Raw genomic sequence first — 25,847 nt, forward strand, 5'->3', positions numbered from 1 at the left:
CGGGGCGCGGATGGACCTTCTTGAACAAGTTGCAGACACTCTGGCCAAAGATGTGTTGGAAGCGGTCGAATTGACCGGCAACGAGGATCTGGTGGACGAGATCAAGAAAACCATTGGCGCATCCTCAACCACGCTGGAAGAGGCCTTTATGACCGCCGTTCGCATTCGCCGCGCCGAAGCGCGCGGGCGGGCGCAGCTTAAGCTGTTGTTGCGGAAACTGACCTGAAGCCGCTCTGGCCTAGTTTGCGTTTTCAGTGCGAGAATCGTCCCATTCACATGGTTGCCAAAGCTCAATTTTGTTGCCCTCGGGGTCCATGATCCACGCAAAATCACCGTTCTCATGGCGTTCAGGTCCGGCGACGGACTGCACACCCGCCGTTTTCAGTTGGGCAAGCAAGCCGGCCAGATCGTCGACGCGATAGTTGATCATGAATCTTGCAGAGCTTGGAGCAAACCAATTGCTGTTGCTGTCTGCGGTTGCCCAAACGGTCAGCCCTCCATCGCTGGCGTTGTCGTCCTGCCATTTCAGAATCGCCCCGCCAAAATCAGAGAGTTCAATCCCCAAATGGTCTCGATACCACTTCGCCAGCACCGCACCGTCGCCAGTCGACTTGATGAACACGCCTCCAATGCCAGTTACTTTTGCCATATGAAACCCTCCTGATCATCAGTTCTTACCATGAATGATGGTTGATCGATTGTCTGCATTGAGCCCGCTTTACTGTTTTTCTGTGGCGCGGCGAATGTCGGTTCCCGCGGCCGGTCAGATACGTCTGCAGTCTCAAGTGCTGCAGGTGCGTGTGATCGAGGCCTGATCAGTTTTTGGGTTGCTGGAGAAAGCCCTTTTTCAGACGATCCTATCTTGCAGGGTCAATTGGCCCAGGGCGGCACAGCAAGTGCGAAATGTGTAATCGTCGCATCGAGAGCGTAGAATCCCCAATGCAGTCCGTAGGCCCAGCGGAAACCGTGCCGTTTGCGAAGGTAAAGATAGGGAATGATCAGCCCGAACAGAGTCGCGGCGACGGTAAAGCGGGCGACATAAAGCGGGGTAAACCCGTCCAGCGCCAGCGTCAGGTGAAAGCCACCAAACAAGATGGCCATGAGGATAGAGATTGTCCGGATTGGCAGTCCAACGACATCTGCCCGGCGGACCATCACGGCGACAAGGACCTGCTGGAAGAGGATATCAACCGACTTTGGCAGGTAATAACACGCCGAGGCGAACATGAACTCCGGCGGGTTCCGCGGTGCGCGAACAACGGATACATCCGGCAAAAGCGGCAGCGCGAACGTGACGAAGGCCGCGTAAATCAAGAGAAGCGGAGCCAGGGTGATGGCGTGACCGAAGAACACCGGGCGCGACATCTCGCTCCTTAACGTTCTGCGAAACAGCCAGAGAGCCAATAGCGTCCAACCAAAGTAGAAACCGGCGAAGAGGACAGGCGCGTCATCATAGCCACTTTCTATTTCGAGCACTTCGACCAGCGCATAATAGCCCCAGCTGGAAACGGACCAAAGCAGCGCAATAAGAGCGAAGGTCGGAGCCATCTGCACGAATAGTGAGGCAATAGGCTTGGCGGAGGCTGTCGCGTTCGATGGGTTGGTGTCGGCTTTCGAAATTCGGTCGGTCACGGGAAGGCAATCTTGTTAGGGCTTGTTTATTCCAAATATTTAGCATACGAACTGTTCGTATGCAAACTGACTCATTCAAACTTCACTACTTGCTTCATTCCGCCACCCTGCTGGAGGATCATCTGCGCATGCGGCTTGCCGCCCTGTCCATTCACCCCAGACAGGCGCGCGTTATTGATGCTTTGTCCCGGATGGAGCCCGCATCGCAGGTTCAGCTTGCCCGGGCATTCGGCACCAAGCCCGCCAGCATGAGCACGATGACCGCCCGATTGATCGATGCCGGGTTCATAACGCGCGAGATCGACCCAAAGGAAGCACGCGCTCATGTCTTGCGCCTAACCGATCGGGGTCGCGGTCTCCTGGCCAACATCCACACCGCCTGGCGCGACATCGACCGTCTGATCGAGGACCGGATCGGAGCGGACAGTGCCGCCCAACTCGCCAATCTGACCCGCGATCTGCGCGACTCGCTCGGTGGGCGCGTTCCGGGTGCAGTGCCCGCCAGCACAGCCAATATAGACATTAATAATAGCTGACACTGCCAGCAAAGCGACCGACCCTGACGACCGCATCAACGCCCAACCCCGATCGGAGAAACGCCATGATCCCGAAAGCCACCCTCCTTTGCGCGACTCTGGCCACTCTACCTGGCTATGTCATTGCGGACACGAATGGCGACAGGCTGCATGACCTCAATCACTTTTTTGAAGCCGCCGACGTTCGTGCGGGTCCAGAGATTGTCGATTGCACACTCTCCGAAGGGACCGAGACAACATGTTTCAGGATCACCGTCGCCGCGACCCCGCTGACCTACACGCCCGGTCCGTGGTGTCCGACGCATATCGACGAAGGCGCCGAGGCGGGCGGTATCTGGTTCCTTGATGGCGAGACCGTGGACGTCGATGGCGATTTCATATCACAGCTGTCGGAGATTTACGGCGACACGAACTGGAAACTTTACGATCCCGAAACTGGCGACATCCGCTATACCGGCACGCTGGAGGAATGCGAGGCTGCCGCGCGGCCCGATGTGGACCCCGCTTACCAGAATTACTGCGTGCAGTGCTTGCCGGAAACGCTTCCGGAAGAGGCGGTCGTCACCTATGTGGTCCCACTCGAACCTGTCGCGGCGTCCCGGACAGCCCCCACGAACATGAGCGGCTCCGGCGTGGCCTATAACGGCGTGCGCCTCGATGGTCCGGCCCCGGTCGATGCAATTCTCGGAGCCTACACCATTGCGCCCTTCGACGATTGCGGCGGGCATGTGAACCCCTTCGTGGGCTATCACTATCACGCGGTGACCGATTGTCTGGACGAAGCCCCCGACGTGGCGGAGGCCGACAATCACGGCGCGCCCATCGGCGTTGCGATGGACGGATTTCTAATCTTGCCACACTTGATGGGCGATGGCGTTGCACCGGAAAACCTTGATCAGTGCAACGGGCACGCGGGTGAGGACGGCAGCTATCACTATCACGCAGGCGAGGCTGGTTCGAACGCGATCCTCGGTTGTTTGACGGCGCAGGCAGGTTGCACCCTCGATGATCCGGACGGCACCTGCGACGCCTCGGTCCGTCCGCCACGCCCCTGATATCCAAACCATTTCGATACCGTCATTGCGAAAGGGAATCTGTAATGAACACCTTACCGCACACCGCACTACTACTCGCCCTTGCTGCGACAGCCAGCCACGCACAAGATCTGACTTATCCGGTCGTCGACACGATGCAGGAGACCTGTTTCGATCTTTTGGGCGACGCAATTGATTGCCCCACCGAGGGAGAAGCGCTTTACGGCCAGGATGCCCAATATGCGCGGCTGCCCGCATCCTACAACGACAACGGGGACGGCACGGTTCTGGACAACAACACGACGTTGGTCTGGCAGCAGACGCCACAGGATGATCGTCTGCAATATCTTGACGCCATTGCCTATTGCAGCGCACTGGACCTCGGCGGGCGCACAGATTGGCGGGTGCCTTCGATAAAGGAACTCTATTCGCTTGCCGATAATCGGGGCGAATTGCTGACACCCGAGGAAGGCGAGCCGACCCCTTATATCGACACCTCGGTCTTTGATTTCGAATATCCGCAAGGTCAGATGGCCTTCGCCGGACAATACTGGAGTTCGACGCTCTACGTGAAAGGCCCGGTCCAGAACGGGCGCAATCAGGCCGCCTTCGGGTTCAACTTTGCTGACGGGCATATCAAGGCCTATGGCACCGGCCTCGACTTCTTCACTGGCGCCGCCGCAACCGTCGGTCTGTCAGGGCCGGATGGGCAGGCGCCGGGCAACTATGTGCGCTGCGTCAGCGGCGAGGAAGGTGTTTACGGCGTCAACGCCTTTGTCGACAATGGCGACGGTACCGTCACCGACGACGCCAGCGGCCTGATGTGGCAGCAATCCGATGACGGCACCCGCCGCGAATGGGCCGAGGCGCTGGCCTATTGCGAAGCGCTGGACCTTGCGGACTATGACGACTGGACCCTGCCCAGTTCCAAGGAACTGCAAAGCATCGTGGATTACAATCGCACAGGTTTCCCCGCGATCGACGAGGACTTCTTCACCATCACCGAAGACTCCGAAACGCTGGATTTCTGGACTAGCACGACTTTTGGCGACTGGAAGAACTACGCCAATGTCATCGCCTTCGGCCTCGCTCTCAGTAAATCGGGTGAACAGACCGAATACACCGACTGGCACGGCGCGGGGGCGCAGCGCTCCTCGATCAAGACGATCATCGGTCAGGAGATGACCGAAGATACCACCTGCTAGATCAACGCCTGTGACTACAACCGCTCCGACAACCTCGTGCGCTGCGTGCGCTAGCCACCCATAGGCGGGCCGTCGAATGGCCCGCCGTTTCATCTGCAAGAAGGACACACCATGACACGCCTCATCGCCGCACTGATATTGGTAGCTGGCCCGACAATCGGACAGGCCGAACAATTCACAACTGGCATTTGGGCCGACAACTGGTTCGAAATGCGCGTGGACGGCGTGCAGGTCGCCGAAGACAGCGTGCCGATCACGACAGAGCGTTCCTTCAACGCGGAGAGCTTCACCTTCGAGGCGGAGCGGCCTTTCGTCATCGGCCTTGTCGCGCGGGACTTCATCGAAAACGACACAGGCCTTGAATACATCGGCACCGGGCGGCAGCAGATGGGCGATGGAGGTGTCATCTTGCAGATCATGGATGCGGCAGGTGGAACGGTCGCCGTCAGCAATGCCGACTGGCAGTGTCTTGTGATCCATACGGCACCGCTGGACAAATCCTGCGAGGATGAAACCGATCCGGTTGCGGGCGAAGGTGTCTGCGCCTTTGACATCTTGGACGAACCGGACGGCTGGGACACCGCAGGTTTCGACGCCTCCGACTGGTCGCAGGCCGATGTCTACACCGCCGCACAGGTCGACCCGAAGATGGGCTACGACGATATCGACTGGTCAGTTGAGGCCGAATTTATCTGGGGGCCGGATCTTGAACAAAGCAACACCGTTCTTTGTCGCCTGACCGTCGACTGAGACACCGAAACGTTTCCCCACCCAACACACAGGAATTTTCCAATGCTCAAATTCGCAACATCTGCCGCACTTCTGCTGACAGCCTCCATGGTCCATGCAGAGACCGTCGAAATCTACGCGATCGACCTGCTCGACAACACGCAGAACGGCTATTGTATCGACATCTCCGGCGGACAGGGGGCGCAGGCCGATCCTGCAAACGGCGTGCAAGGGCATACCTGCTACAGCCCCTCGGGCGAAATCTTTGTTGATCAGGGCTTTGATAGCGAAGGCTTCGCCGAAGGTGTTCTCTATATGCCCGAGTTCGATGTCTGTGTCGAAGTCGCCGGAATGGAAGCTGGTTCGGCAATTGGTCTTGCCGAATGCGACGGCAGCGCCGAACAGACCTTTGCCTTCTCAGGCGACGGCACCATCACCCCCGCCAACGCCGCCGACATGTGCCTGACATTGGGCGAGGACACGCGCTCAGGCCGCAGCGACACCAACCAGATCAAGGCGCTGTCGCTTGAGGCGTGCAGTGAAGACAGTACGGCCTACCAGACATGGAGCCACCGGACCGCCGGAGACTGACAGGCCTGATTGCGACCCAAGGGCCTTGACCCTCCCTCTATGTATCAATACTTCAAGAAGTATGGATAAGAAACACGCGCTCGACGCCTTCGCGGCCCTCAGCCAGTCGACTCGTCTCGATGTCTTCCGCCTGCTCGTCAAGGCCGGGGAGGCGGGTATGTCGGCGGGTGACATCAGCGACACCCTTGGGGTTCGCCAGAACACAATGTCGACCAATCTGGGCGTTCTGGCCCGTTCCGGCCTGATCCACAGCGTTCGCGAAGGGCGCACCATCCGCTACTTCGCTGACATGGAAGGAATGCGCGGGCTGCTGGCCTTCCTGATGGAGGACTGCTGCGGCGGACGCCCCGAGATTTGCCAACCTGCCATCAATGAACTCGCCTGTGTTTGCGAGCCCCAACTTGACCTAACAAGAACCGAAAACCTCACATGACCGATACATCGATCCCCGCAAATGCGGGTCTGGGAACCTTCGAACGCGGGCTGTCCGTCTGGGTCGCACTGGCCATCGGCGCGGGATTACTTCTGGGCAATCTTTTTCCCGGCGTCTTTTCTTTGCTGGCCTCGCTCGAGGTTGCCTCGGTGAACCTGCCCGTGGCAGTTCTGATCTGGGCCATGGTCTACCCGATGATGGTCGGCGTCGATTTCGGCGCGTTGCGGCAGGTCGGCGACAAGCCAAAGGGGCTGGTCGTGACGCTGGTGGTCAACTGGCTGATCAAGCCCTTCACGATGGCCGCCCTTGGCGTGCTGTTCTTCAATTACGTTTTCGCGGGGCTTATCCCGCCGGACGATGCACAGGCCTATCTAGCGGGGGTCATTCTGCTGGGGGCCGCGCCCTGCACCGCGATGGTCTTCGTCTGGTCGAACCTCACGCGGGGCGATGCCACCTATACACTGGTGCAGGTCAGCGTGAATGACGTGATCATGGTCTTCGCCTTTGCGCCCATCGTTGCGTTCCTGTTGGGTGTCACGGATATCGTCGTGCCGTGGGACACGCTGCTGCTGTCGGTCGGCCTTTACGTCATGCTGCCGCTGCTGGCCGGGCATGTCACCCGCCGGAACCTTGTGGCCAAGGACGGCGAAGCGGCCGTCGACGCTTTCAAATCCCGTGTGCAACCGTTCTCGATCATCGGGCTGCTGGTGACAGTGGTGCTGCTCTTCGGGTTTCAGGGCGAAGTCATCCTCGACCGCCCGCTTGTCATCGCGCTTATCGCGGTACCGCTGCTCATCCAGTCCTACGGCATTTTCTTCGTGGCCTATGGCGCGGCACGGGCCTGGGGCATTCCATTCAACGTGGCCGCCCCCTGCGCACTGATCGGCACGTCGAACTTCTTTGAACTGGCCGTCGCCGTCGCCATCAGCCTGTTTGGACTGGGGTCGGGCGCTGCCTTGGCCACCGTCGTTGGCGTGCTGGTTGAAGTGCCAGTGATGCTCTCGCTCGTCGCCTTCGCCAACCGGACCCAGCATTGGTTTCCGAAGGATGGAAATGCGTCGTGAGCATCGTCATTCACCACAACCCCGAGTGCGGCACCTCGCGCAATGTGCTGGCGATTATCGAAGCGTCGGGCGAGACGCCCGTGGTCATCGAATACCTTCAAACCGGCTGGACCCGCCCGCAGCTTCAGGCACTGTACGCCGCCGCCGACCTGACGCCACGCACGGCGTTGCGGACAACGAAATCCCCTGCCGATGAACTGGGGCTGCTCGATCCATCTGTTGATGACGAAACCTTGCTCGCCTCGATGCTGGTCCACCCTGTTTTGGTCAATCGCCCGATCGTTTGCTCGCCAAAGGGGGTCCGGCTCTGCCGCCCCAGTGAAACCGTCCTCGACCTGCTTGACCGGCTGCCACCCGGCCCGATGTCGAAAGAGGACGGCACGCCGCTGATCGACGCGGATGGCAATCGCATTGGCTGACACCCCGAACATAGAAGAGGCGCATTCCCACACCGTCGACACGGACCGCCTGTTCTCACCCGCGCGAGCGACACATCTCCCGCACATCCAACTGCTCGGCGGCGTACGCTCGGCACAGGGCAAGACGCTGGCCAACATGCCGGTCAGCGGCAGCTGGATGCGCCGTCTGACCATCCGGAACTAGTCCTCGACCCCACGTCGTTCCCACAGTTTGAAGATGCGGGCCGCATGAAACCCTCGCCGATCTATGACCGGATGGTCGAAGTTATTGAAGCGTTGAAGACGTTTGCGCCGCCCACCCGTGACAACATGATCGAACTGCCAGGTCGTCAAAACTGAGATCAGCGCGACTGAAGCGAAATGTCGCCATAACCGCGCCTCGTTTGTTGGTCCCGGTTGCGGCGAATGTGCGGCCCCAATTTCACCCGTCAGACTGGCTTTGAATGGCGGCGCTGGCGACGCTTGCTGCGTATCGGCGACACCTACGCCGCCCCTGCGGGGTTCTGCGTTAGCAATAGCCGCAGCTGCATTGGTCCGCTTTGTCCGCGCAGCCGCCATAGACTCGTAGTCGCCAAGCCCCGAACTGCACATTGCTAACTCTTTTAGGCCTCTCGCATCATATCCGATAAATCTCGCCAAACTTCGCTTCCAGATAGGACAGCAGTGGTTCGACCGAGACTGGCCTTCCGGTTGCGCGTTCGATCACTTCTTGCGGCGCATAAAGCGCGCCGTGCTGCTGGACGTTGGCGCGCAGCCAGTTGGTCGCATAGGTCGCGTTGCCCTGTGCCAGTTGCGCATCCAGATCGGGTCGGTCGTTGCGCAAGGCCGCGTGTAGACAGCCTGCATAGACATTGCCAAGACTATAGGTCGGGAAATAGCCAAACAGACCCACCGCCCAATGCACATCCTGCAATACTCCGTTTGAGGCGCGGTCGATCTCGTATCCGAAATCGGCCACGAAACGTGCATTCCAAGCCTCTTCAAGATCGGCGACGTCCAACTGGCCCGCGATCAGGCGACGCTCCAGATCGAAACGCAGCATCACATGCAGATTATACTGCACTTCGTCCGATTCCGTGCGGATGTAGCCCTTTTCCAGCCGATTCACCGTGCCATAGAAGGTATCCGCATCGCTGGCAGGCGCATAGCCAAAGCGGCGGTGCATGCGATCAAAAAGCCACGCCGAAAAGGCGCGCGAGCGGCCAAGCTGGTTTTCGTATATCCGTGACTGGCTTTCATGAACTCCCATCGACGCTCCGCGCCCGATCGGTGTAAGCAAATAGGCGCGGTCGACATTCTGTTCGTAACAAGCGTGGCCGACTTCGTGGATGGTGGAATAGAAACAGTTGAACGGATCGGTTTCGCTGGTGCGGGTGGTGATACGCACGTCCAAACCGGAACCGGAACTGAACGGATGCACCGCCTTGTCGATCCGCCCATGGGTCAGGTCATAGCCAAAGGTGCGCGCCAACTTGGCAGACAGCTTCATCTGTTTTTTTGACGGATAGGTGCCGATCACCTTCTCGGGCTGGTGGGTTGATCCAAGTGCCGCATTCCGCAGCTTGACCAATCGGGGACGCATCGCGTCAAACATCGTTTGAATGTCCTGACCCGATGCACCGGGTTCGTAGTCATCCAGCAATGCGTCATAAAGATCGCCGCCATCTGCTAGGGCGGCGGCCTCTTCCCTCCGCAGCGCAACGATTTCCTCCAACACAGGGCAAAAAGCGGTGAAATCATCCTTGGCTCGCGCATCCGCCCATTTGCGTTGCGCCGCCGAGGTGGCACGGGCGATTGCCATCGACAAATCCACCGGCACCTTCAATGCACGTGCCTGTGCCCGTTTGATTTCCCGTATCTGGGCCGCATCAGCAGGGGACAATTGGCTGGATTCAATCGACCCCAACCAATCAGCAATCTTGGGATCTATCCGCCGCGCATGCAGCACGTTTTCAATAGCCGCCATTTCCTCGGCCCGTTGTGGCGCAGCCCCTTCGGGCATAACGGTTTCCTGATCCCAACCAAGGCGACCTGCGATTTCGGCCAGCGCCTGCGTGTCGCGCTGAAACCTCATCAACTCGTCAAAAGCTGTCATCTGTCACCCTCATTTACGAATGGATTGCTCGGCGGGATAACCAGCCAGGAAACGCGCGTTCAGGATCAAAACCCAAGTCAGGATCGCGCCAACTTGATGGGTAATCGCCACATGCAGGGGTGAGGCCTGCAAGACCGTGGTGATGCCCAGCACCACCTGACCCAGCACCATTAACGTGGCAAGGGTGAAACCCGACCGAACCATCTGGTTGCCTGACCGCCGCGAAACGCGCCACGTGACAATGGCGAAGACCAACAGCAGATAGCCAGTGATCCGATGCATGAATTGCACAAGCCCCGCGTTTTCAAAGAAGTTGCGCCAGATCGGGGAAAGGTCAAACGCATCAGGCGGGAAGAACTGACCTGCCATCCACGGCCAATCAACAAAGCTGCGGCCCGCGTCAATCCCGGCAACCAACGCGCCCAGAAGTATCTGCAACAGCGCCAGATGCATAAGACCAGTGCTCATCCCGAACAATTTTGCCTCGCGCCCGCGACGCGCGGCCATCAGGCTCGCCTCTTTCCGGCCCAGCATCAGTACATACCACGCGATCAGCCCCAAAATGACAAAGGCCAACCCCAAATGTATGGCCAGACGGTAGGACGCGACATCGACGCGATCCCCTGACAAGCCAGAAGACACCATCCACCAGCCGATTGCCCCCTGCGCGCCACCAAGCGCGCCTAGAAACAACAACCGCCCAGTCCAGCCATTGGGGATCTTCCGTGCAGCCAAAAGGCCAAAGAAACCAACCGCCCAGACCAGGCCAATGAACCGACCCAACTGACGATGACCCCATTCCCACCAATAGATGGATTTGAACTCGGCGACGTCCATGCCGGTGTTTTGCAACTTGAATTCTGGAATTTGCTGGTACTTCTCAAACTCCGTCACCCAATCGGCGTCATTCATCGGTGGCATCGCTCCGGTAATGGGCGCCCATTCGGTGATCGACAGACCCGAATCCGTCAGCCGTGTCAGCCCGCCAACGACAACCATCATCGCGACCAACGCAAACAGAAGCATCAGCCACAAGCGCACGGCCCCACGCGACGCGCCTCCGCCTGAACCCCGTTCAATCGCGCCCGCTTTTGGCGCGGTGCGCGACGCGGTGCTGTCGTCACTGACTTCTTCAAAAATGCTGCGGGGTTTGGACATTCGGCTCTCCCATAGGCTTTCGCGCGATACTCGTTTACTTGGTCAAGATTGCCAAGGGGGCAAGCCCTAAGAAAATCCGTGAAATTCCGCTGGTTTCCGGGACAAATCCAGTCCTTTCGGTTGCCCCTGCCATCAGGCCGATGATATAGTTTCCCGAACTAGATATAGTGTGAAACGCACCAAAACGGCGGACAACGTGACAGACACCCCAGAACCCCCTGAGCAGACAGGCGAATTGCCGCCTGAACGACCCCATTACGACGGTCCCCAGATCTCGATCGAAGAGGAGATGAAGACCTCCTATCTCGATTATGCGATGAGCGTGATCGTCAGCCGGGCAATTCCTGATCTGCGCGACGGTCTGAAACCCGTTCACCGGCGTATTCTTTATGCGATGTACGGGACGGGCAACACGCACGACAAACCCTATCGAAAATCGGCCCGCCCAGTTGGCGATACGATGGGGAAGTATCACCCACACGGCGATTCAGCGATATATGACGCGTTGGTACGGATGGCGCAGCCGTTTTCCATGTCTCTGCCGCTTTTGGATGGTCAGGGGAACTTTGGCTCGATGGACGGCGATAATGCCGCCGCCATGCGATACACAGAAGTGCGGATGGACAAGCCTGCCGCCTCGCTTCTGGCGGATATCGAAAAAGATACAGTCGATTTTCAAGACAATTACGACGGCAAAGACCTTGAGCCGACCGTCCTGCCTGCTCGTTTCCCGAACATGCTGGTCAACGGCGCAGGTGGTATTGCGGTTGGTATGGCCACCAATATTCCGCCCCACAATCTGGGAGAGGTCGTAGACGCCACGCTCGCGCTGATCGAAAACCCGGACCTGACGTCTGAGGGGCTGATGGAGTATGTGCCGGGCCCCGATTTCCCGACAGGTGGTATCATGCTGGGCCGGTCCGGTGCGCGAAAGGCGTATCTGGAAGGGCGTGGCAGCGTCATCATGCGTGCCAAGACCCGGATCGAAGAGATCCGCAAGGACCGTTACGCTATCGTGCTGGATGAAATTCCCTATCAGGTGAACAAGGCCACGATGATCGAAAAGATCGCTGAACTTGTGCGTGACAAGCGGATCGAAGGCATTTCAGCCGTTCAGGATGAAAGCGACCGGATCGGGGTTCGTGTGGTGGTCGAGTTGAAGCGCGACGCGACACCAGAGGTCGTGTTGAACCAACTGTTCCGCTTCACGCCGATGCAAACCTCGTTCGGCTGCAACATGCTGGCCCTGAACGGCGGTCGCCCCGAACAGCTGACCTTGCGCGATTTTCTAAGCTATTTCATTAGCTTCCGTGAAGAAGTTGTCACACGTCGCACGGCGTTTGAACTGCGCAAGGCGCGTGAGCGCAGCCATGTGCTGTGCGGTCTGGCCGTGGCCGTCACCAATGTGGACGAAGTTGTGGCAACCATTCGTGCGTCGCATGACCCGGCAGATGCCCGCGCCAAGCTGATGGAACGTCGCTGGCCCGCCCATGACATCGCGGAATACATCCAGCTCATTGATGATCCAACCCACAAGATGAACGAGGACGGGACTTATAACCTGTCTGAAACACAGGCCCGCGCGATCCTAGAGTTGCGCCTGCAGCGTCTGACTGCCATGGGTGTGAAAGAGGTCACAGACGAACTTCAAGACCTTGCCGCAAAGATCAGAGATTACTTGGATATTCTGCGGTCGCGTGAGCGCATCATGGCGATTATTTCGGACGAGCTTACCGAGGTGAAGGAAGCTTACGCCGTGCCACGCCGGACCGAGATCGTCGACTGGTCCGGTGACATGGACGACGAAGATCTGATCGAACGCGAAGACATGGTTGTGACCATCACCGCTAGCGGTTGGGCCAAGCGAACCCCACTGGCCGATTTCCGCGCGCAAAAACGCGGTGGCAAAGGTCTGTCGGGAATGCAGACCAAGGATGAGGACGCAATCACAACGCTGTTTGTCGCCAATACGCATACGCAGCTTTTGTTCTTCACAGATGACGGCATGGCGTACAAGCTGAAGACCTGGCGCCTGCCGCAGGGTGGCCGGACCGCCAAAGGCAAGCCATTGGTCAATATCCTTCCGATCCCCACGGGGGTTTCGATCGCCGCTATCCTGCCCGTCGACCGGGATGAAAAGGATTGGGACGACCTGCAAATCGTCTTCGCTACCTCCAAAGGTTCGGTGCGCCGCAACCGTCTGTCAGATTTCACCAACGTGATGCGCAATGGCAAAATCGCGATGAAGTTTGAGGGCGATGACGAAGGAACCCGCCTGATCAATGCCCGGATTTGTGACGAGAATGATGACGTGATGCTGGTCACCTCTGGCGGGCGCGCAATTCGTTTCCCAGTGACCGATGTACGTGTGTTCAATTCGCGCTCCTCAACCGGTGTGCGCGGGATCAAGCTTGTAAACGCCGGAGATGAGGTCATCTCGGCTTCGGTTATCCGCCATTTTGAAGCTACTCCTGACGAACGCACAGCCTTCATCAGACGTTTCCGGACTGAATTGGGCAGTGACGCCGCTGACGAGGAAAACGGTGAGATTTCAGGCGATTTGCCCGAAGAACGCTATCAGGAAATGCTTGCGGCAAACGATCTTCTTGTCACGATCAACAAGGGTGGCATCGGCAACCTCAATTCCAGCCATGACTACCGCGTCAGCGGACGTGGCGGCCAGGGTGTGGCTGCCATGAAAGGCGGTGAGATCATCGCCTGCTTCCCGATTGAGATCGACGACCAGATCATGCTGGCCACCTCGAAAGGCCAGTCGATCCGCTGCCCGGTCAACGGCATCAGCTTCCGTTCGCGCGGGGCTGGCGGCGTCAAAGTGTTCAACACCGGCAAAGGGGAAGAGGTCGTGTCGGTCGCTCGGATCGCCGAAAAATCCGAGGATGAAGACAGCGAAAGCGAGACAAACGACGCCACGGGCAGCGAAAGCTGATCCCGTGGCAAACCGTTTGGCTCTGGTTGCCTTCCTGACAGATGACTATGACCGTGCGATTGCTTGGTTCCGCGATGTATTGCGGTTCGAGCTGCTGGAAGATACCGACATGGGCGGCGGCAAACGTTGGGTGCGCATGGCCCCGACTTCTGATGCAGACACCGCCTTTCTGATTGCCAAGGCCGCGGGCGAACAAGTAAAATTCATTGGTAAACAGGCGGGCGGTCGCGTCGGCCACTTCCTGTTTACCAATGATTTCGACGCGATGGTTGCGCATATACGGACGCAGGGCGTCACCTTCCGTGAAGCTCCTCGCGACGAGCCGTATGGCAAGGTTGTGGTGTTTGAGGATCTGCACGGCAACCCATGGGATTTAATACAACCAAAGCCGTAATCCTGCCCTTCCCTTTGGCTCGATGATCGCCTATCTGCACCCCATGACTGACAAAACATTGCACATCGTGGGCGGCGGCATGGCCGGGTCCGAGGCCGCATGGCAAGCCGCACATATGGGCGTGGACGTGGTCCTGCATGAAATGCGACCAAAGGTTGAAACCTTCGCCCATCAGACCGGCGATTTTGCTGAGATGGTATGTTCGAACTCGTTTCGCTCGGATGATGACGAACAAAACGCGGTCGGGCTTCTGCACTGGGAAATGCGCCAGGCAAATGGGCTGATCATGTCCAGCGCCGATCAGAACCGCTTGCCTGCTGGTGGTGCGCTTGCCGTGGATCGCGAAGCGTTCGCGCAATACGTGACGGAAAAGCTGCGCGCCTTGCCAAATGTGCGCGTCGAATATGGCGAGATCAGCACGTTGCCAACAGACGGGCATTGGATTTTCGCCACAGGTCCCCTGACCTCACCCGCGCTTGGCGAAGCGATTGCGCGCGAAACCGGCACCGACCGATTGGCCTTTTTCGACGCCATCGCCCCTATTGTCTATGCAGACAGCATCGACATGGACGTGGTTTGGGCGCAATCGCGCTATGACAAGGGCGAGACGGAAGCAGAGCAAAAGGCTTACCTGAACTGCCCGATGACCAAAGAACAGTACGAGGGGTTTATCGACGCGCTTCTCACTGCTGACAAAACCGAGTTTCACGACGGCGAAACCGCCACCTATTTCGACGGCTGCCTACCAATCGAGGTAATGGCTGAGCGCGGCCGTGAAACCCTTCGATTTGGTCCAATGAAACCAGTCGGTTTGACCAACGCGTATAAGCCAGAAGACAAACCCTATGCGGTGGTTCAGCTTCGCCGTGATAACGCATTGGGAACACTGTATAATATTGTCGGATTTCAGACAAAGATGAAATACGGCGCACAGACCGACGTGTTCAAAATGATCCCCGGTCTGGAGAACGCATCCTTTGCACGTTTGGGCGGAATCCATCGCAATACGTTCATGAACTCGCCCACCCTGCTCGACAGCCAGATGCGCTTGAAATCGCGCCCCAACCTTCGCTTCGCGGGTCAGGTGACAGGGGTCGAGGGCTATGTGGAAAGTGCAGCTATGGGTCTTCTGGCAGGGCGTCTGGCCGCCGCCGAGCTGCTGGGGCTGGACCTGCCCGATGTGCCGCAGGACACCGCCATGGGCGCGCTGATCCATCACATCACCGGCGGGGCCGAGGCAAAATCCTTTCAACCGATGAATGTCAATTTCGGGCTGTTTCGCCCGGTCGACGGGCTGAAAGGCGGGCGGCGCGGGCGCAAAGATCGCTACAAGGCCTATACTGATCGCGCCAAGGCCGCATGGGTCGACTGGCTTGGAAATCACGCATAAAGTTCTGGGTGCATATGACGGAATTCATTACACGATTTGCACCCAGCCCCACCGGACCACTGCATCTAGGCCATGCCTATTCCGCGATGCTGTGTCACGACATGGCGCGCGCAGCCCAGGGTCAGTTCCGTCTACGAATGGAGGATACGGACCTGCAACGCAGCAAACCCGAATGGGACGCCCTGATCCGCAAGGATCTGATCTGGCTGGATCTCAATTGGGATGGACCAGTGCTGCGCCAATCCGAACAGCTCACCTCCTACGACACCTATCTCGCTCAGTTGGAAGCACGCGACCTTCTCTACCCCTGCTCCTGCAGCCGCGCCGACATACGCGCCGCCCTCACTGCCCCGCAGGAGGGCCACCCGCACGAGGTCTATCCCGGCACTTGCAAAACCCGCGCCATGTCCGACCGAAAGCCCGGTGACGCGCTGCGCCTACACCTTAACCGCGCGTTGGCCCTGCAGGCCAATGCCCTTCCGACTTTTCACGAGACAGGTGTTAAACATCAAGGCATCCACCTGATCGACCCCGATCAAGCTGTGCAGAAAATCGGAGATGTGGTCCTGTCGCGCAAGGGCGAAGACATCATTGCCTATTTCCTTGCATCAGCCATCGACGACGCCGCACAAGGCATCACACATGTGATCCGTGGCGAAGACCTGTTCGACTTTACCGCCATTCAAGTGATCCTGCTCACCCTTCTGAACCTACCGGTGCCCACCTATCATCACCACCGGCTGATCAGGGATGAAGATGGCAAGCGGCTTGCCAAACGGGATGACGCCCGTGCCATCTCAACCTACCGGGACGACGGAAAGTCACCTTTCGACATTCGCAAGATGGTTGGTCTCTGACCGCATCTCTGTTTCTTCTGGCTGAAAAATATCCTGCGGGGGTCTGGGGGTGCAAAACCCCCAGTGCAAAGCTCAGATCATGGGCGCCATGATCTCTACTTCATCCCCGTCCTGGACAGATGTATAGAAACAACTGCGCCGGTTTGTGTGACAGGCTGGCCCGGTCTGCCGGACCTTCACAAGCAGGCAATCGCGGTCACAATCGAAGCAGAATTCGACCAATTCCTGCACATGGCCTGATGTTTCGCCCTTCACCCAGAACGCTTGCCGCGAGCGCGACCAATAAGTGACGCGTTTTGTCGAAAGTGTACGTTCCACAGCCTTGGCATTCATCCAGGCCATCATCAACACATCCCCTGTTTCTGCATCCTGTGCAATGGCAGGTATCAGTTCTTTATCGTCAAATTTCAAACTTCCTGTATCGAATTTCATGGCCTGTCCTTTCCAATCTCCTACCCACACCCTATGTAGACCGGGATACCGCTGCGGAAAAGGCAGGACGAATGAGCGATAGCGACCTTATCAAACTCTATTCAAAACAAATCCTAGCCTTGGCCACGGAAATTCCTCATCTAGGCACCCTTGAAGACGCCGAGGGCGAGGCCAAAGCCCGCTCTCCGCTGTGCGGCTCAACCGTGACGGTCGGTTTGGCACTGGCCGATGGAAAAGTTTCCCGTTTTGCACAGAACGTAAAAGCCTGCGCGCTGGGTCAGGCGTCGGCCGCCGTTCTTGGCAAGGTCGTGATCGGGCTTGACCGCACGACGTTACAACAGGGCCGCGACGCGTTGCATGCGATGCTGACAAAGAACGGCCCCGTTCCTTCTGCCCCTTTCGATGGATACGAAGTTCTGCTTCCAGCTCGTGATTTTAAAAACCGCCACGCCTCGATCCTTTTACCTTTTGACGCCACGCTCAACGCGATCGACGCCTCATAAAAAAAACCGCCGCACTCCTGGCAGGGAGGCGGCGACAGTTGCGGCTCGGGATAATCCGTTCGGGTGCAGGAATGAGGCAGAAGCACCGAAACGAGGGACAGGCGACGGGCAGTGAACCGTCTGGACGCATCGATATTGGGACATGATGCTAAGTCCGGACCCTGAGCTGGCAGAAACTTGGTTTGGGGTCAGATCACCCCCGGCAGATGCAGCGCGCCAAACAGCACGACAAGCAGGGACATACCCCCTATTGCATCCTGCCAAATGGTGGCGGACGAACGGGCCAATGCGGTTTTCACGTCATTCAACATGGATCAACTCCTGCTCTCTACTCTGGTGGCATCTTCGCGCTGCCATCCTTTTGTTGCCCTTTTGTTCGCATATTCCTAACCCGCCTGTAAAGAACTTTTTAAGAACATTTGTGAACTTTTGTGAACAAAGCCCTTAACCCACTGAAATCAAACGAATCGCTTCGTCCTGTCGCATCAGCCACAAAAGCACGCGCGCTGCGTGCCCCCGTGGCGTGGTCAAGTCCGGGTCTTGTTGCAGCAACAGCCGCGCGTCTTTCTGTGCCACAGCCATCAGCCCCGCCTGATGTTCCAGATCACCGACCCAGAAGCGCGGCAGACCGGATTGCGCCGTGCCCAGCACGTCGCCCGCCCCGCGCATCTCCAGATCGGCTTCGGAAATCACGAAGCCATCCTCGGTGTCACGCATCACCGCCAGCCGTTTCTCGCCGCCTTCAGTCAGGGGTGGCTGATACATCAACAGGCAGGTCGAAGCCGCCTGCCCCCGCCCCACGCGCCCGCGCAACTGGTGCAGTTGCGCCAGCCCGAAGTGCTCGGCCCGTTCGATCACCATGATCGAGGCATTGGGCACGTCCACCCCGACTTCGATTACCGTTGTCGCGACCAGCAGCTTGGTCTTGCCCGCGACGAAATCCGCCATTGCCGCGTCTTTTTCCGCAGGCGGCATCTGGCCATGGACCATGCCCACGATGCCTTCGCCCAAGGTCGCGCGCAGATATTTGAACCGTTCCTCGGCGGCGGTCAGGTCCATGACCTCGCTTTCTTCGACCAACGGGCAGACCCAGTAAGCCTGCGCGCCATCGGCCATCGCGCGGCGCAGGCGTTCAACCACCTCGTCGATCCGGCCAGAAGACACCAGAACCGTCTTGATCGGTTTGCGCCCGGGTGGCTTCTCATCCAGGACCGAGACATCCATATCCCCATATTGCGCCAGCGCGAGGCTGCGCGGAATGGGCGTGGCGGTCATCACCAGAACGTCAGCGGCCTGTCCCTTGGCCCCCAGCTCCATCCGTTGCGAGACGCCAAACCGGTGCTGTTCATCCACGATGGCCAACCGAAGGTCATGAAATTCCACGTCTTTCTGGAACACCGCATGGGTACCGACCAGAATGTGAATGTCGCCCTTGGCCAGCGCCTCAAGCTTGGCGCGTCGCTCGGCCCCCTTGTCGCGCCCGGTCAGGATCTCGACCACGACGCCTGCGGCATCGGCCAGCGGGCGCAGCCCTTCCAGATGTTGACGGGCCAGAATTTCGGTGGGGGCCATCATGACGCCCTGCCCGCCGGCCTCGACCGCGACCAGCAGCGCCAATAGCGCGACCAGTGTCTTGCCCGACCCCACATCGCCCTGCAACAGCCGGTTCATCCGCTTGCCCGAGGCCAGATCGGCGCTGATCTCTTCCACCGCGCGGGTCTGGGCGACGGTTGGTTTGTAGGGCAAAGCGGCCAGCACCTTGGCCTGCAAGTCGCCCGTGCCCACGCTGACCCGCCCTTTGCTGCGCCGCACCTTTGCACGCGCCAGCGCCAGCGTCAGTTGATGGGCGAAAAACTCGTCATAGGCCAGCCGGCGACGCGCAGGCGATTGCGGTGACAGATCGTCCGCCCCCTCGGGCGCATGGGCCACCCTGAGTGCCATATGCCAGTCGGGCCAATGTTCGCGCGCCTTCAATTCCGGGTCGATCCATTCTTTCAGAACGGGCAGCCGCGTCAAAACCTCGCCCACCCCCTTGGCGATCACCCGTCCGGTTACACCGGCTGTCAAGCGATACACCGGTTCGAAATCTGGAATGCTGGCGGCGTCTTTCGGGGGCACGATGTAATCGGGATGGACGATTTGCAGCTTGCCGTCGAAGCTTTCGACCTTGCCCGACACCACACGCGTCGCACCTTCCGGCAGTTGTTTGCCAAGCCATGCGCCATTCGCGTGAAAGAACACGAGCTCAAACGTCGTCAGTGCGTCGCGCACTTCGATCCTGTAAGGCGCGGTTTTTGTGCGTCCCGGCCTGTGCTGCACCACTTCGATCTCGACCGTGGCCATGTCGCCCGGCTGCACCTCGGTGACCGAGGCGCGGAATTTGCGGTCGATGCCTGCGTGCGGCAGCCAGAACAGAAGGTCGCGCGGCCGTTCAATGCCCAGTGTTTCCATAGCCTTGGCGGTTTTCTCTCCAATCCCGCCAAGGGTTTCCAGTTCGGCAAACAGGGGAAACAGAATCTCGGGCCGGGTTGCCATGGCTCACGCGTCCCCGATCAAGGTTAACCAGCCGTCTTCGTCGATGGTTTTGACCCCAAGAACAGCGGCTTTCTTGGCCTTCGACCCGGCCCCCGGTCCTGCCACCAACAGGTCGGTCTTGCTTGAGACCGAGCCAGAGACCTTCGCCCCCAACGCCTCGGCCCGCGCCTTGGCTTCGGCGCGGGTCATCTTTTCCAGCGTGCCGGTGAACACCACGACCTTGCCCGCGACGGGGCTGCCGTCGGTCTTGGGCGCGGTGACGGGCTGCACGTCGAGTTCCGTCACCAGCCGGTCGATTGAGGCGCGCTCAGCGTCTTGTGAGAACGCCGCGACCAACGACCCGGCCATGACCGCGCCGACCCCGTCGATGGACACCAGATCGTCCCATTCCGGCGTGCTGGGTTGGGCGGCGGTGATGGCAGCCTCGAACACCTCCCACGTGCCATAGTGGCGGGCCAGCAGATTGGCTACACTTTCCCCCACATGACGAATACCAAGTGCGAAAATAACTTTATTCAAGGGGATTACGCGGCGTTCTTCAATCGCCGCAAATAGGTTCTCGGCGCTTTTGTCGCCCCAGCCATCGCGGTTTTTCAACCGCGCAAGGTTGCCCTTGTCGCGCGCGGCCAGCGTGAAAATATCGGCGGGTTCGCGGATGGGCAGCGTGTCGTCGTGATAGAACATCTCGATCTGTTTGGCGCCCAGACCTTCGATGTCAAACGCCCCGCGGCTGACAAAATGTTTCAGTTTCTCAACCGCTTGCGCGGGGCAGATGATCCCGCCTGTACAGCGGCGCACCGCGTCGCCTTCTTCGCGGATGGCGTCCGATCCGCATTCAGGGCAGGTCTGCGGAAAGGCAAAGGGCTGCGGGTCTTCAGGCCGCTTTGTCAGGTCCACATCCGAGATCTTGGGGATCACATCACCGGCGCGATAGACCTCGACCCAGTCGCCAACACGGATATCCTTGCCATCCCGGATCACCGCGCCCGTGTTGTCACGCCCTGCGATGTAATCTTCGTTGTGCAGGGTGGCGTTCGACACCACCACCCCGCCGACCGTGACAGGCGTGAGCCGCGCCACCGGGCTGAGCGCGCCGGTGCGGCCCACCTGAATGTCGATGGCTTCCAAGCGGGTCCAGGCGCGTTCGGCGGGAAACTTGTGCGCAATCGCCCATCGCGGCGTGGTCGACCTGAACCCAAGCCGCGCTTGCAGACCAAGATCGTCGACCTTGTAAACCACCCCGTCGATGTCATAGCCCAACGTCGCGCGCTGTTCTTCAATCGCGTGGTAATGGGCGAGCATCGCGTCCAACTCGGTGAACCTCTGAGTCAATGGATTGGTCTGAAATCCCAGTTGCGCCAGCCGTTCAACCGCGCCCATCTGGGTGTCGGACAGCGGCGCGCTCAAGGCTCCCCAGGCATAGGCAAAGAACCGGAGCGGGCGGTCTGCGGTGATCTTTGCGTCCAGTTGGCGCAGTGATCCGGCAGCGGCATTACGCGGATTCGCGAAAGTCTTGCCACCCCGTTCGGCCTGCCGCGCATTCAAGGCAGCGAAGTCATCGTGGGACATATAGACCTCGCCCCGCACTTCCAGCACATCGGGTGCCCCACTCAGAGTTTCGGGGATATCTGTAACAGTCCGTGCATTCTCGGTGACTTTCTCTCCGACCGCGCCGTCACCGCGCGTAGCCGCATGGACAAGCCGTCCTTTTTCATAGCGGATCGACAGCGACAGCCCGTCAATCTTCGGTTCTGCCGTGTAAGCCAGCGCGGCATCGCCGCCCAGCCCAAGAAATGATCGGATTCGAACATCGAACTCGGTCACGTCTTCGTCTGAAAACGCATTGCCCAACGACAGCATCCGCACTTCGTGAGTGATCTTGCCGAACCCTTCGGACGGGGTTGCGCCTACCTGTTCGGTGGGGCTGTCCGAGCGTTTCAGATGCGGAAACCGATCCTCGATAGCCGCATTGCGCCGCTTGGCCGCATCGTATTCGGCGTCTGAAATCGTCGGCGCATCTTCAGCGTGATAGGCGCGGTTGGCAGCTGTCAGAATGTCGGCCAATCGGGTCAGTTCATCGCGGGCTGCTGCCTCGGTCAGGTCTTCAACGTCTGTTTCGGCTATCGCGCGCATGGCTCCCCCACACCTGTTTTCAATTTGATAGGCCCCCCCTCGCGCCCCGTCCAGCCCCGATGCGGGGCTTTTGGTTCAGGAAAATGCCTCAGCCCCTTGAAAACCGCGTGATTCATCGGAATGACCGGCTGTCCCCTATTGCCGACGCCCCGCACAGTGCCTAAGTTTCGCACAGTAACACCGGGGAACGGGTTTTCATGAACAACCACGACGACCACACGAAGCGCAAGCGGCGCCCATTTGCAGGGCTGCGCAACAACTTCCTTGCGGGGCTTGTTGTTGTGGTGCCGATTGCCGTGACCATGTGGATGATCTGGACCTTTGTGGGCTGGATCGACAGCTGGGTGCTACCTTTCGTGCCCGCCCGGTACCATCCCGACGCCTTGATCAACACATTTTTCGGCGACAGCGAATGGTTCAAAATGCTGTTTGGCGAAGATGTGCGCATCAACGTGCGCGGGCTGGGCGTCGTGGTGTTTCTTATGTTCACCGTGTTTGTCGGTTGGATCGCCAAAGGGCTGATCGGACGGTCGTTCCTTGCCTGGGGCGAAAGCCTTGTCGATCGGATGCCAGTTGTGCGGTCGCTGTACAATGGCATCAAACAGATTGCGGAAACCATTTTCAGCCAATCGACCGAAACCAAGTTCGACAAGGCCTGTCTGGTCGAATATCCCCGCAAAGGGATCTGGGCCATCGCTTTCATCTCGACCAAGGCAAAAGGTGAAATCGATAAGCGGATCCCGGTCGACGAAGACATCATCTCGGTCTTTCTGCCAACCACTCCGAACCCCACATCAGGCTTTCTTTTGTTCGTGCCACGCCATTCCGTGATCTCTTTGGACATGACGGTCGAGGATGCGGCAAAGCTGGTAATTTCTGCGGGACTGGTCTATCCAAACGGGAAGAACCCCTCGCAACCCCTTGAATTAAAGCCTGAATGATCGGATTGGCCGCACCCGCACTGACCGGTTTCGCGACTGGATTCTCCTTGATCCTTGCCATCGGCGCGCAAAACGCCTTTGTACTAAGGCAAGGCCTATTGCGCCAGCACGTCTTCTGGCTGTGTCTGTTCTGTGCCGCTTCTGATGCTCTGCTGATCGCTGCAGGAGTGCTTGGCTTTGGCGCATTGGTCGAGGCATGGCCCCGCTTGCCTTTGATCATGGCGCTGGCGGGGGCTGGCTTTCTGATCGTTTATGGTGCGATGCGATTTCTGGCAGCCTTAAAAGGCACTTACGCAATGGAGATTGCGGGTAAGTCCCGTTCACTGGGCGCTGTGATCGCTATTGCCGCCGCCTTCACATGGGCCAATCCACATGTCTATCTGGACACGCTTGGCCTGATTGGCGCTATCTCGACCTCATTTGCTGATTGGACGCAGCGGCTAGCCTTCGGCGGTGGTGCAGTGACCTCCAGCTTCGTGTTTTTCTTCTCGCTGGGCTATGGCGCAAGATTGCTGGCGCCGATCATGCAAAAACCCGGTGCGTGGCGGGTGTTGGATGTCGTGATCGGACTGACCATGTGGATCATCGCGGCGGGGCTGATCAAAGGCGTTGTTTCGGGATCAATCGGCTAGCCAAACATCTCTTCCAGATCGACAGTGCCTCGATTGTTCAGATCACCGCGATGGGAGGACAGGAAAGCATCCGCCGCCGCCCGGCCTGCATCTTTCAGGCGATGCAACGTGATTGAAGATGGCACGAGTTTGGTGGCCGTGCTGAGGTCGCGCATCAGGTCGTCATCCGAAATCATGTGCACCAGCACATCGCGCATCTGACCGGATGACAACTGCCCCGCTGCAATCAGTCGCTTTACGAAGTTGATCGCGCGCAATTCACGAAGTAGCGATGAATTGAAGCTGATTTCGTTGATCCGGTTTTGGATATCCGCGCCGTTTCGGGGAACGTCGTGTCGATATAGGGGATTGATGTTCACCACCACGATGTCGGCGGGCAGAGCAGGGTCGAACAGCGGAAACAACGCCGGATTGCCGGTATAGCCACCATCCCAAAACGCTTCGTCCGTACCGGTTTTCGGATCGACCATTTCGACCGCTTGAAACACAGTGGGCAAGCAGGCCGAGGCCAGGATCGTATAGGAGCTGATCTCGTCCCCGCCAAAGACGCGTATCTTGCCGGTGCGCACATTTGTCGCCGAGACATGCAGGCGCGGTCCAATATCGGCGCAGACTTTGTCATAATCGAAGGTCGCAACGATATCGCGCAGCGGATTTCTGTAGAACGGTCCATAGGCATAGGGGCTGACCACACGGCTTGCCATATCGGCCCAGATGAACATCGGTGACGCTTGAAACGCCTGATTGATCAACTCGTTCTGCGGGGCAAACTGCGCAAACCACGAAGTCAGACGCAAATCATGCACACCGGCTACTTTGTGCCAAAGGTCATCCAGATTGGCGCGCGCGGTGTCCCGATCCTGCCCTTTTCCATCCGCGACCAACCCGGCCTTCAGGGCTGCACCGTTCAGCGCACCGGCGGACGTGCCGGAAATGCCCGCAATCTCAATTTCTTCGTCTTCCAGCAGACGATCCAGAACGCCCCACGTGAAGGCGCCATGGGCACCCCCACCCTGAAGGGCCAGGTTAATGCGTTTTGACTTTGCCATACCTGATTACAGTGCTGTCCAGCCGCCATCGACCGAGATAGTGGTGCCGGTGATCTGTGCTGCAGCATCCGAACACAGGAAGACCGCCGTACCGCCCATCTGTTCGACCGTTGCAAACTCTTTCGATGGCTGGCGGGCCAGCATGACATCGCGCACGACCTCGTCCCGGCCCATATTGTGAGTCTTCATCTGATCGGGGATTTGCGCCTCGACCAGCGGGGTCAACACATAACCGGGACATATCGCATTGCTGGTGATCGGATCCTCGGCAGTTTCCAACCCGACCGTCTTGGTCAGACCGACAATTCCGTGCTTGGCCGCGATATAGGCGGATTTATAGGGTGACGCCGTCAATCCATGTGCCGAAGCGATGTTGATCACACGCCCCCACCCGGCTTTGCGCATTATCGGCAGAGCTGCAGCGGTAGTGTGAAATGCCGAAGTCAGGTTGATTGCGATGATGGCATCCCATTTCTCGGTCGGAAATTCGTCAACGGGGGCGACGTGCTGAATGCCTGCATTGTTAATCAGGATATCGCACCGCCCAGCTTTTTCGATCAACGCGCGGCATTGATCACCTTTCGACATATCCGCCTGTATATAGCGCGCGGTGACGCCAAATTCATTGGCAATATCGGCGGCCAGCGCATGGTCTTCGTCGTTGTCCGTGAACGAGTTAAGAACAACATCCGCCCCCGCCCGTGCCATCTCGCGCGCAATCCCCAGCCCGATGCCCGAATTTGATCCGGTGATAACAGCGGTCTTGCCGTCCAGCGATGTTGTGATGGCCATGGTGATCCCTTTCAGAAACTATTGTTGCGACGCAGCATAGCCCAATGTCTTTTGCGCGCCAGTGGTTTCCCACCCGTGTTCTGGCATGTCTGAAAGGTTGGTTTTGTGACAGTTCCATAACACCGATTCTCTTTTGCGGTCCCACCACAAATTCAACCGGTTCTCAGCCATAAAAAAAACGCCCGCACGAAGCGGGCGTTAAGTTATTGAGGCAGGTTTCATACAGGCAAGAAACCTATCGAGCAGTGACCCCTTTATAAGCGGTCAAGCGCCGCGTTCCAAGCTAAAAGTTTGAAAAGACTATTTTACGCCTCTAATGTTTCCCTAAATCAAATGAGGGACGTGA

At 58.6% G+C, this 25,847-nt stretch carries 27 protein-coding genes; 17 read left to right on the forward strand and 10 right to left on the reverse strand.

Annotation, left to right across the window (positions count from 1 at the left end; translation table 11 throughout):
• Positions 1-10 precede the first annotated feature (10 nt).
• Positions 11-226 (forward strand): hypothetical protein, encoded by a 216-nt coding sequence (locus tag MWU51_RS06715; protein WP_247035809.1) that lies wholly within the window; start codon positions 11-13, stop codon positions 224-226.
• Between the two features lie 12 nt (positions 227-238).
• On the opposite strand, the gene MWU51_RS06720 is transcribed toward MWU51_RS06715, so the two are convergent.
• Both MWU51_RS06720 and MWU51_RS06725 read right to left on the reverse strand, forming a co-directional pair.
• On the reverse strand, positions 239-649 hold the full coding sequence (locus tag MWU51_RS06720) for a VOC family protein (protein WP_247035811.1): 411 nt from the start codon (positions 647-649) through the stop codon (positions 239-241).
• A gap of 221 nt (positions 650-870) precedes the next feature.
• On the reverse strand, positions 871-1,632 hold the full coding sequence (locus tag MWU51_RS06725) for a hypothetical protein (RefSeq protein ID WP_247035812.1): 762 nt from the start codon (positions 1,630-1,632) through the stop codon (positions 871-873).
• Between the two features lie 59 nt (positions 1,633-1,691).
• On the opposite strand from MWU51_RS06725, the gene MWU51_RS06730 reads away from it, so the two are divergent.
• From MWU51_RS06730 to MWU51_RS06770, 9 genes are all read left to right on the forward strand, one after another.
• Positions 1,692-2,168 carry a MarR family winged helix-turn-helix transcriptional regulator gene (locus MWU51_RS06730; protein ID WP_247035813.1) on the forward strand — a complete coding sequence of 159 codons (477 nt, stop codon included), beginning with the start codon at positions 1,692-1,694 and terminating at the stop codon, positions 2,166-2,168.
• A 65-nt stretch (positions 2,169-2,233) separates the two neighbouring features.
• Positions 2,234-3,223, forward strand: a complete 990-nt coding sequence (locus MWU51_RS06735) for a YHYH protein (protein WP_247035814.1) — start codon at positions 2,234-2,236, stop codon at positions 3,221-3,223.
• 44 nt (positions 3,224-3,267) lie between these two features.
• Positions 3,268-4,407 (forward strand): DUF1566 domain-containing protein, encoded by a 1,140-nt coding sequence (locus MWU51_RS06740; RefSeq protein ID WP_247035815.1) that lies wholly within the window; start codon positions 3,268-3,270, stop codon positions 4,405-4,407.
• Between the two features lie 111 nt (positions 4,408-4,518).
• Positions 4,519-5,157 carry a PEBP family protein gene (locus MWU51_RS06745; protein WP_247035816.1) on the forward strand — a complete coding sequence of 213 codons (639 nt, stop codon included), beginning with the start codon at positions 4,519-4,521 and terminating at the stop codon, positions 5,155-5,157.
• A 42-nt stretch (positions 5,158-5,199) separates the two neighbouring features.
• The gene (locus tag MWU51_RS06750; protein ID WP_247035817.1) at positions 5,200-5,727 is read left to right on the forward strand and encodes a ricin-type beta-trefoil lectin domain protein; all 528 of its coding nucleotides are present in this window, start codon (positions 5,200-5,202) and stop codon (positions 5,725-5,727) included.
• A gap of 61 nt (positions 5,728-5,788) precedes the next feature.
• Positions 5,789-6,160 carry a helix-turn-helix domain-containing protein gene (locus MWU51_RS06755; RefSeq protein WP_247035819.1) on the forward strand — a complete coding sequence of 124 codons (372 nt, stop codon included), beginning with the start codon at positions 5,789-5,791 and terminating at the stop codon, positions 6,158-6,160.
• Positions 6,157-7,224, forward strand: a complete 1,068-nt coding sequence (gene arsB / locus MWU51_RS06760) for an ACR3 family arsenite efflux transporter (RefSeq protein ID WP_247035821.1) — start codon at positions 6,157-6,159, stop codon at positions 7,222-7,224. The genes MWU51_RS06755 and arsB overlap by 4 nt, the downstream gene beginning before the upstream one ends.
• Positions 7,221-7,643, forward strand: coding sequence for an arsenate reductase (glutaredoxin) (gene arsC / locus MWU51_RS06765; RefSeq protein ID WP_247035823.1), 423 nt, complete (start codon positions 7,221-7,223; stop codon positions 7,641-7,643). The genes arsB and arsC overlap by 4 nt, the downstream gene beginning before the upstream one ends.
• Entirely contained in the window at positions 7,624-7,827 is a 204-nt protein-coding gene (locus MWU51_RS06770) for a hypothetical protein (protein WP_247035825.1), read from the forward strand. Before arsC ends, MWU51_RS06770 begins: the two co-directional genes overlap by 20 nt.
• A 432-nt stretch (positions 7,828-8,259) precedes the next feature.
• On the opposite strand, the gene MWU51_RS06775 is transcribed toward MWU51_RS06770, so the two are convergent.
• Entirely contained in the window at positions 8,260-9,738 is a 1,479-nt protein-coding gene (locus MWU51_RS06775) for a carboxypeptidase M32 (protein ID WP_247035827.1), read from the reverse strand.
• A 9-nt stretch (positions 9,739-9,747) separates the two neighbouring features.
• Complete coding sequence (gene ctaA / locus MWU51_RS06780) at positions 9,748-10,896, reverse strand: heme A synthase (protein WP_247035828.1); 1,149 nt, start codon at positions 10,894-10,896, stop codon at positions 9,748-9,750.
• A gap of 196 nt (positions 10,897-11,092) precedes the next feature.
• Here ctaA and gyrA point away from each other — a divergent pair, with 196 nt between their 5' ends.
• From gyrA to gluQRS, 4 genes are read left to right on the forward strand one after another with little or no spacing between them, the layout of a single operon-like run.
• On the forward strand, positions 11,093-13,843 hold the full coding sequence (gyrA, locus tag MWU51_RS06785; protein WP_247035829.1) for a DNA gyrase subunit A: 2,751 nt from the start codon (positions 11,093-11,095) through the stop codon (positions 13,841-13,843).
• A gap of 4 nt (positions 13,844-13,847) precedes the next feature.
• Positions 13,848-14,237, forward strand: coding sequence for a VOC family protein (locus tag MWU51_RS06790; RefSeq protein ID WP_247035830.1), 390 nt, complete (start codon positions 13,848-13,850; stop codon positions 14,235-14,237).
• A gap of 43 nt (positions 14,238-14,280) precedes the next feature.
• Positions 14,281-15,627, forward strand: a complete 1,347-nt coding sequence (gene trmFO / locus MWU51_RS06795; protein WP_247035831.1) for a methylenetetrahydrofolate--tRNA-(uracil(54)-C(5))-methyltransferase (FADH(2)-oxidizing) TrmFO — start codon at positions 14,281-14,283, stop codon at positions 15,625-15,627.
• Positions 15,628-15,641: 14 nt separating this feature from the next.
• Entirely contained in the window at positions 15,642-16,484 is an 843-nt protein-coding gene (gene gluQRS / locus MWU51_RS06800; protein WP_247035832.1) for a tRNA glutamyl-Q(34) synthetase GluQRS, read from the forward strand.
• A 72-nt stretch (positions 16,485-16,556) separates the two neighbouring features.
• On the opposite strand, the gene hisI is transcribed toward gluQRS, so the two are convergent.
• Complete coding sequence (hisI, locus tag MWU51_RS06805; RefSeq protein ID WP_247035834.1) at positions 16,557-16,916, reverse strand: phosphoribosyl-AMP cyclohydrolase; 360 nt, start codon at positions 16,914-16,916, stop codon at positions 16,557-16,559.
• A gap of 71 nt (positions 16,917-16,987) precedes the next feature.
• Here hisI and MWU51_RS06810 point away from each other — a divergent pair, with 71 nt between their 5' ends.
• Entirely contained in the window at positions 16,988-17,419 is a 432-nt protein-coding gene (locus tag MWU51_RS06810; protein WP_247035836.1) for an iron-sulfur cluster assembly scaffold protein, read from the forward strand.
• Between the two features lie 188 nt (positions 17,420-17,607).
• Here MWU51_RS06810 and MWU51_RS17055 read toward each other — a convergent pair whose 3' ends face one another.
• From MWU51_RS17055 to ligA, 3 genes are all read right to left on the reverse strand, one after another.
• Positions 17,608-17,730, reverse strand: a complete 123-nt coding sequence (locus MWU51_RS17055; protein ID WP_281502647.1) for a hypothetical protein — start codon at positions 17,728-17,730, stop codon at positions 17,608-17,610.
• Positions 17,731-17,863: 133 nt separating this feature from the next.
• Complete coding sequence (gene recG, locus MWU51_RS06815) at positions 17,864-19,954, reverse strand: ATP-dependent DNA helicase RecG (RefSeq protein ID WP_247035838.1); 2,091 nt, start codon at positions 19,952-19,954, stop codon at positions 17,864-17,866.
• Between the two features lie 3 nt (positions 19,955-19,957).
• The gene (ligA, locus tag MWU51_RS06820; protein WP_247035840.1) at positions 19,958-22,087 is read right to left on the reverse strand and encodes an NAD-dependent DNA ligase LigA; all 2,130 of its coding nucleotides are present in this window, start codon (positions 22,085-22,087) and stop codon (positions 19,958-19,960) included.
• Positions 22,088-22,284: 197 nt separating this feature from the next.
• Between ligA and MWU51_RS06825 the strand changes: the two genes are divergently transcribed.
• The gene (locus tag MWU51_RS06825; protein ID WP_247035842.1) at positions 22,285-23,028 is read left to right on the forward strand and encodes a DUF502 domain-containing protein; all 744 of its coding nucleotides are present in this window, start codon (positions 22,285-22,287) and stop codon (positions 23,026-23,028) included.
• On the forward strand, positions 23,025-23,660 hold the full coding sequence (locus tag MWU51_RS06830; RefSeq protein ID WP_247035844.1) for a LysE/ArgO family amino acid transporter: 636 nt from the start codon (positions 23,025-23,027) through the stop codon (positions 23,658-23,660). The genes MWU51_RS06825 and MWU51_RS06830 overlap by 4 nt, the downstream gene beginning before the upstream one ends.
• On the opposite strand, the gene MWU51_RS06835 is transcribed toward MWU51_RS06830, so the two are convergent.
• Positions 23,657-24,709, reverse strand: coding sequence for a patatin-like phospholipase family protein (locus MWU51_RS06835; protein WP_247035846.1), 1,053 nt, complete (start codon positions 24,707-24,709; stop codon positions 23,657-23,659). The genes MWU51_RS06830 and MWU51_RS06835 overlap by 4 nt on opposite strands.
• Before the next feature lie 6 nt (positions 24,710-24,715).
• On the reverse strand, positions 24,716-25,501 hold the full coding sequence (locus tag MWU51_RS06840) for a 3-hydroxybutyrate dehydrogenase (protein ID WP_247035847.1): 786 nt from the start codon (positions 25,499-25,501) through the stop codon (positions 24,716-24,718).
• Between the last annotated feature and the right edge of the window lie 346 nt (positions 25,502-25,847).

The organism is Aliiroseovarius sp. F47248L, from assembly GCF_023016085.1.
In the GTDB taxonomy this organism is placed as follows: Bacteria; Pseudomonadota; Alphaproteobacteria; order Rhodobacterales; family Rhodobacteraceae; genus Aliiroseovarius.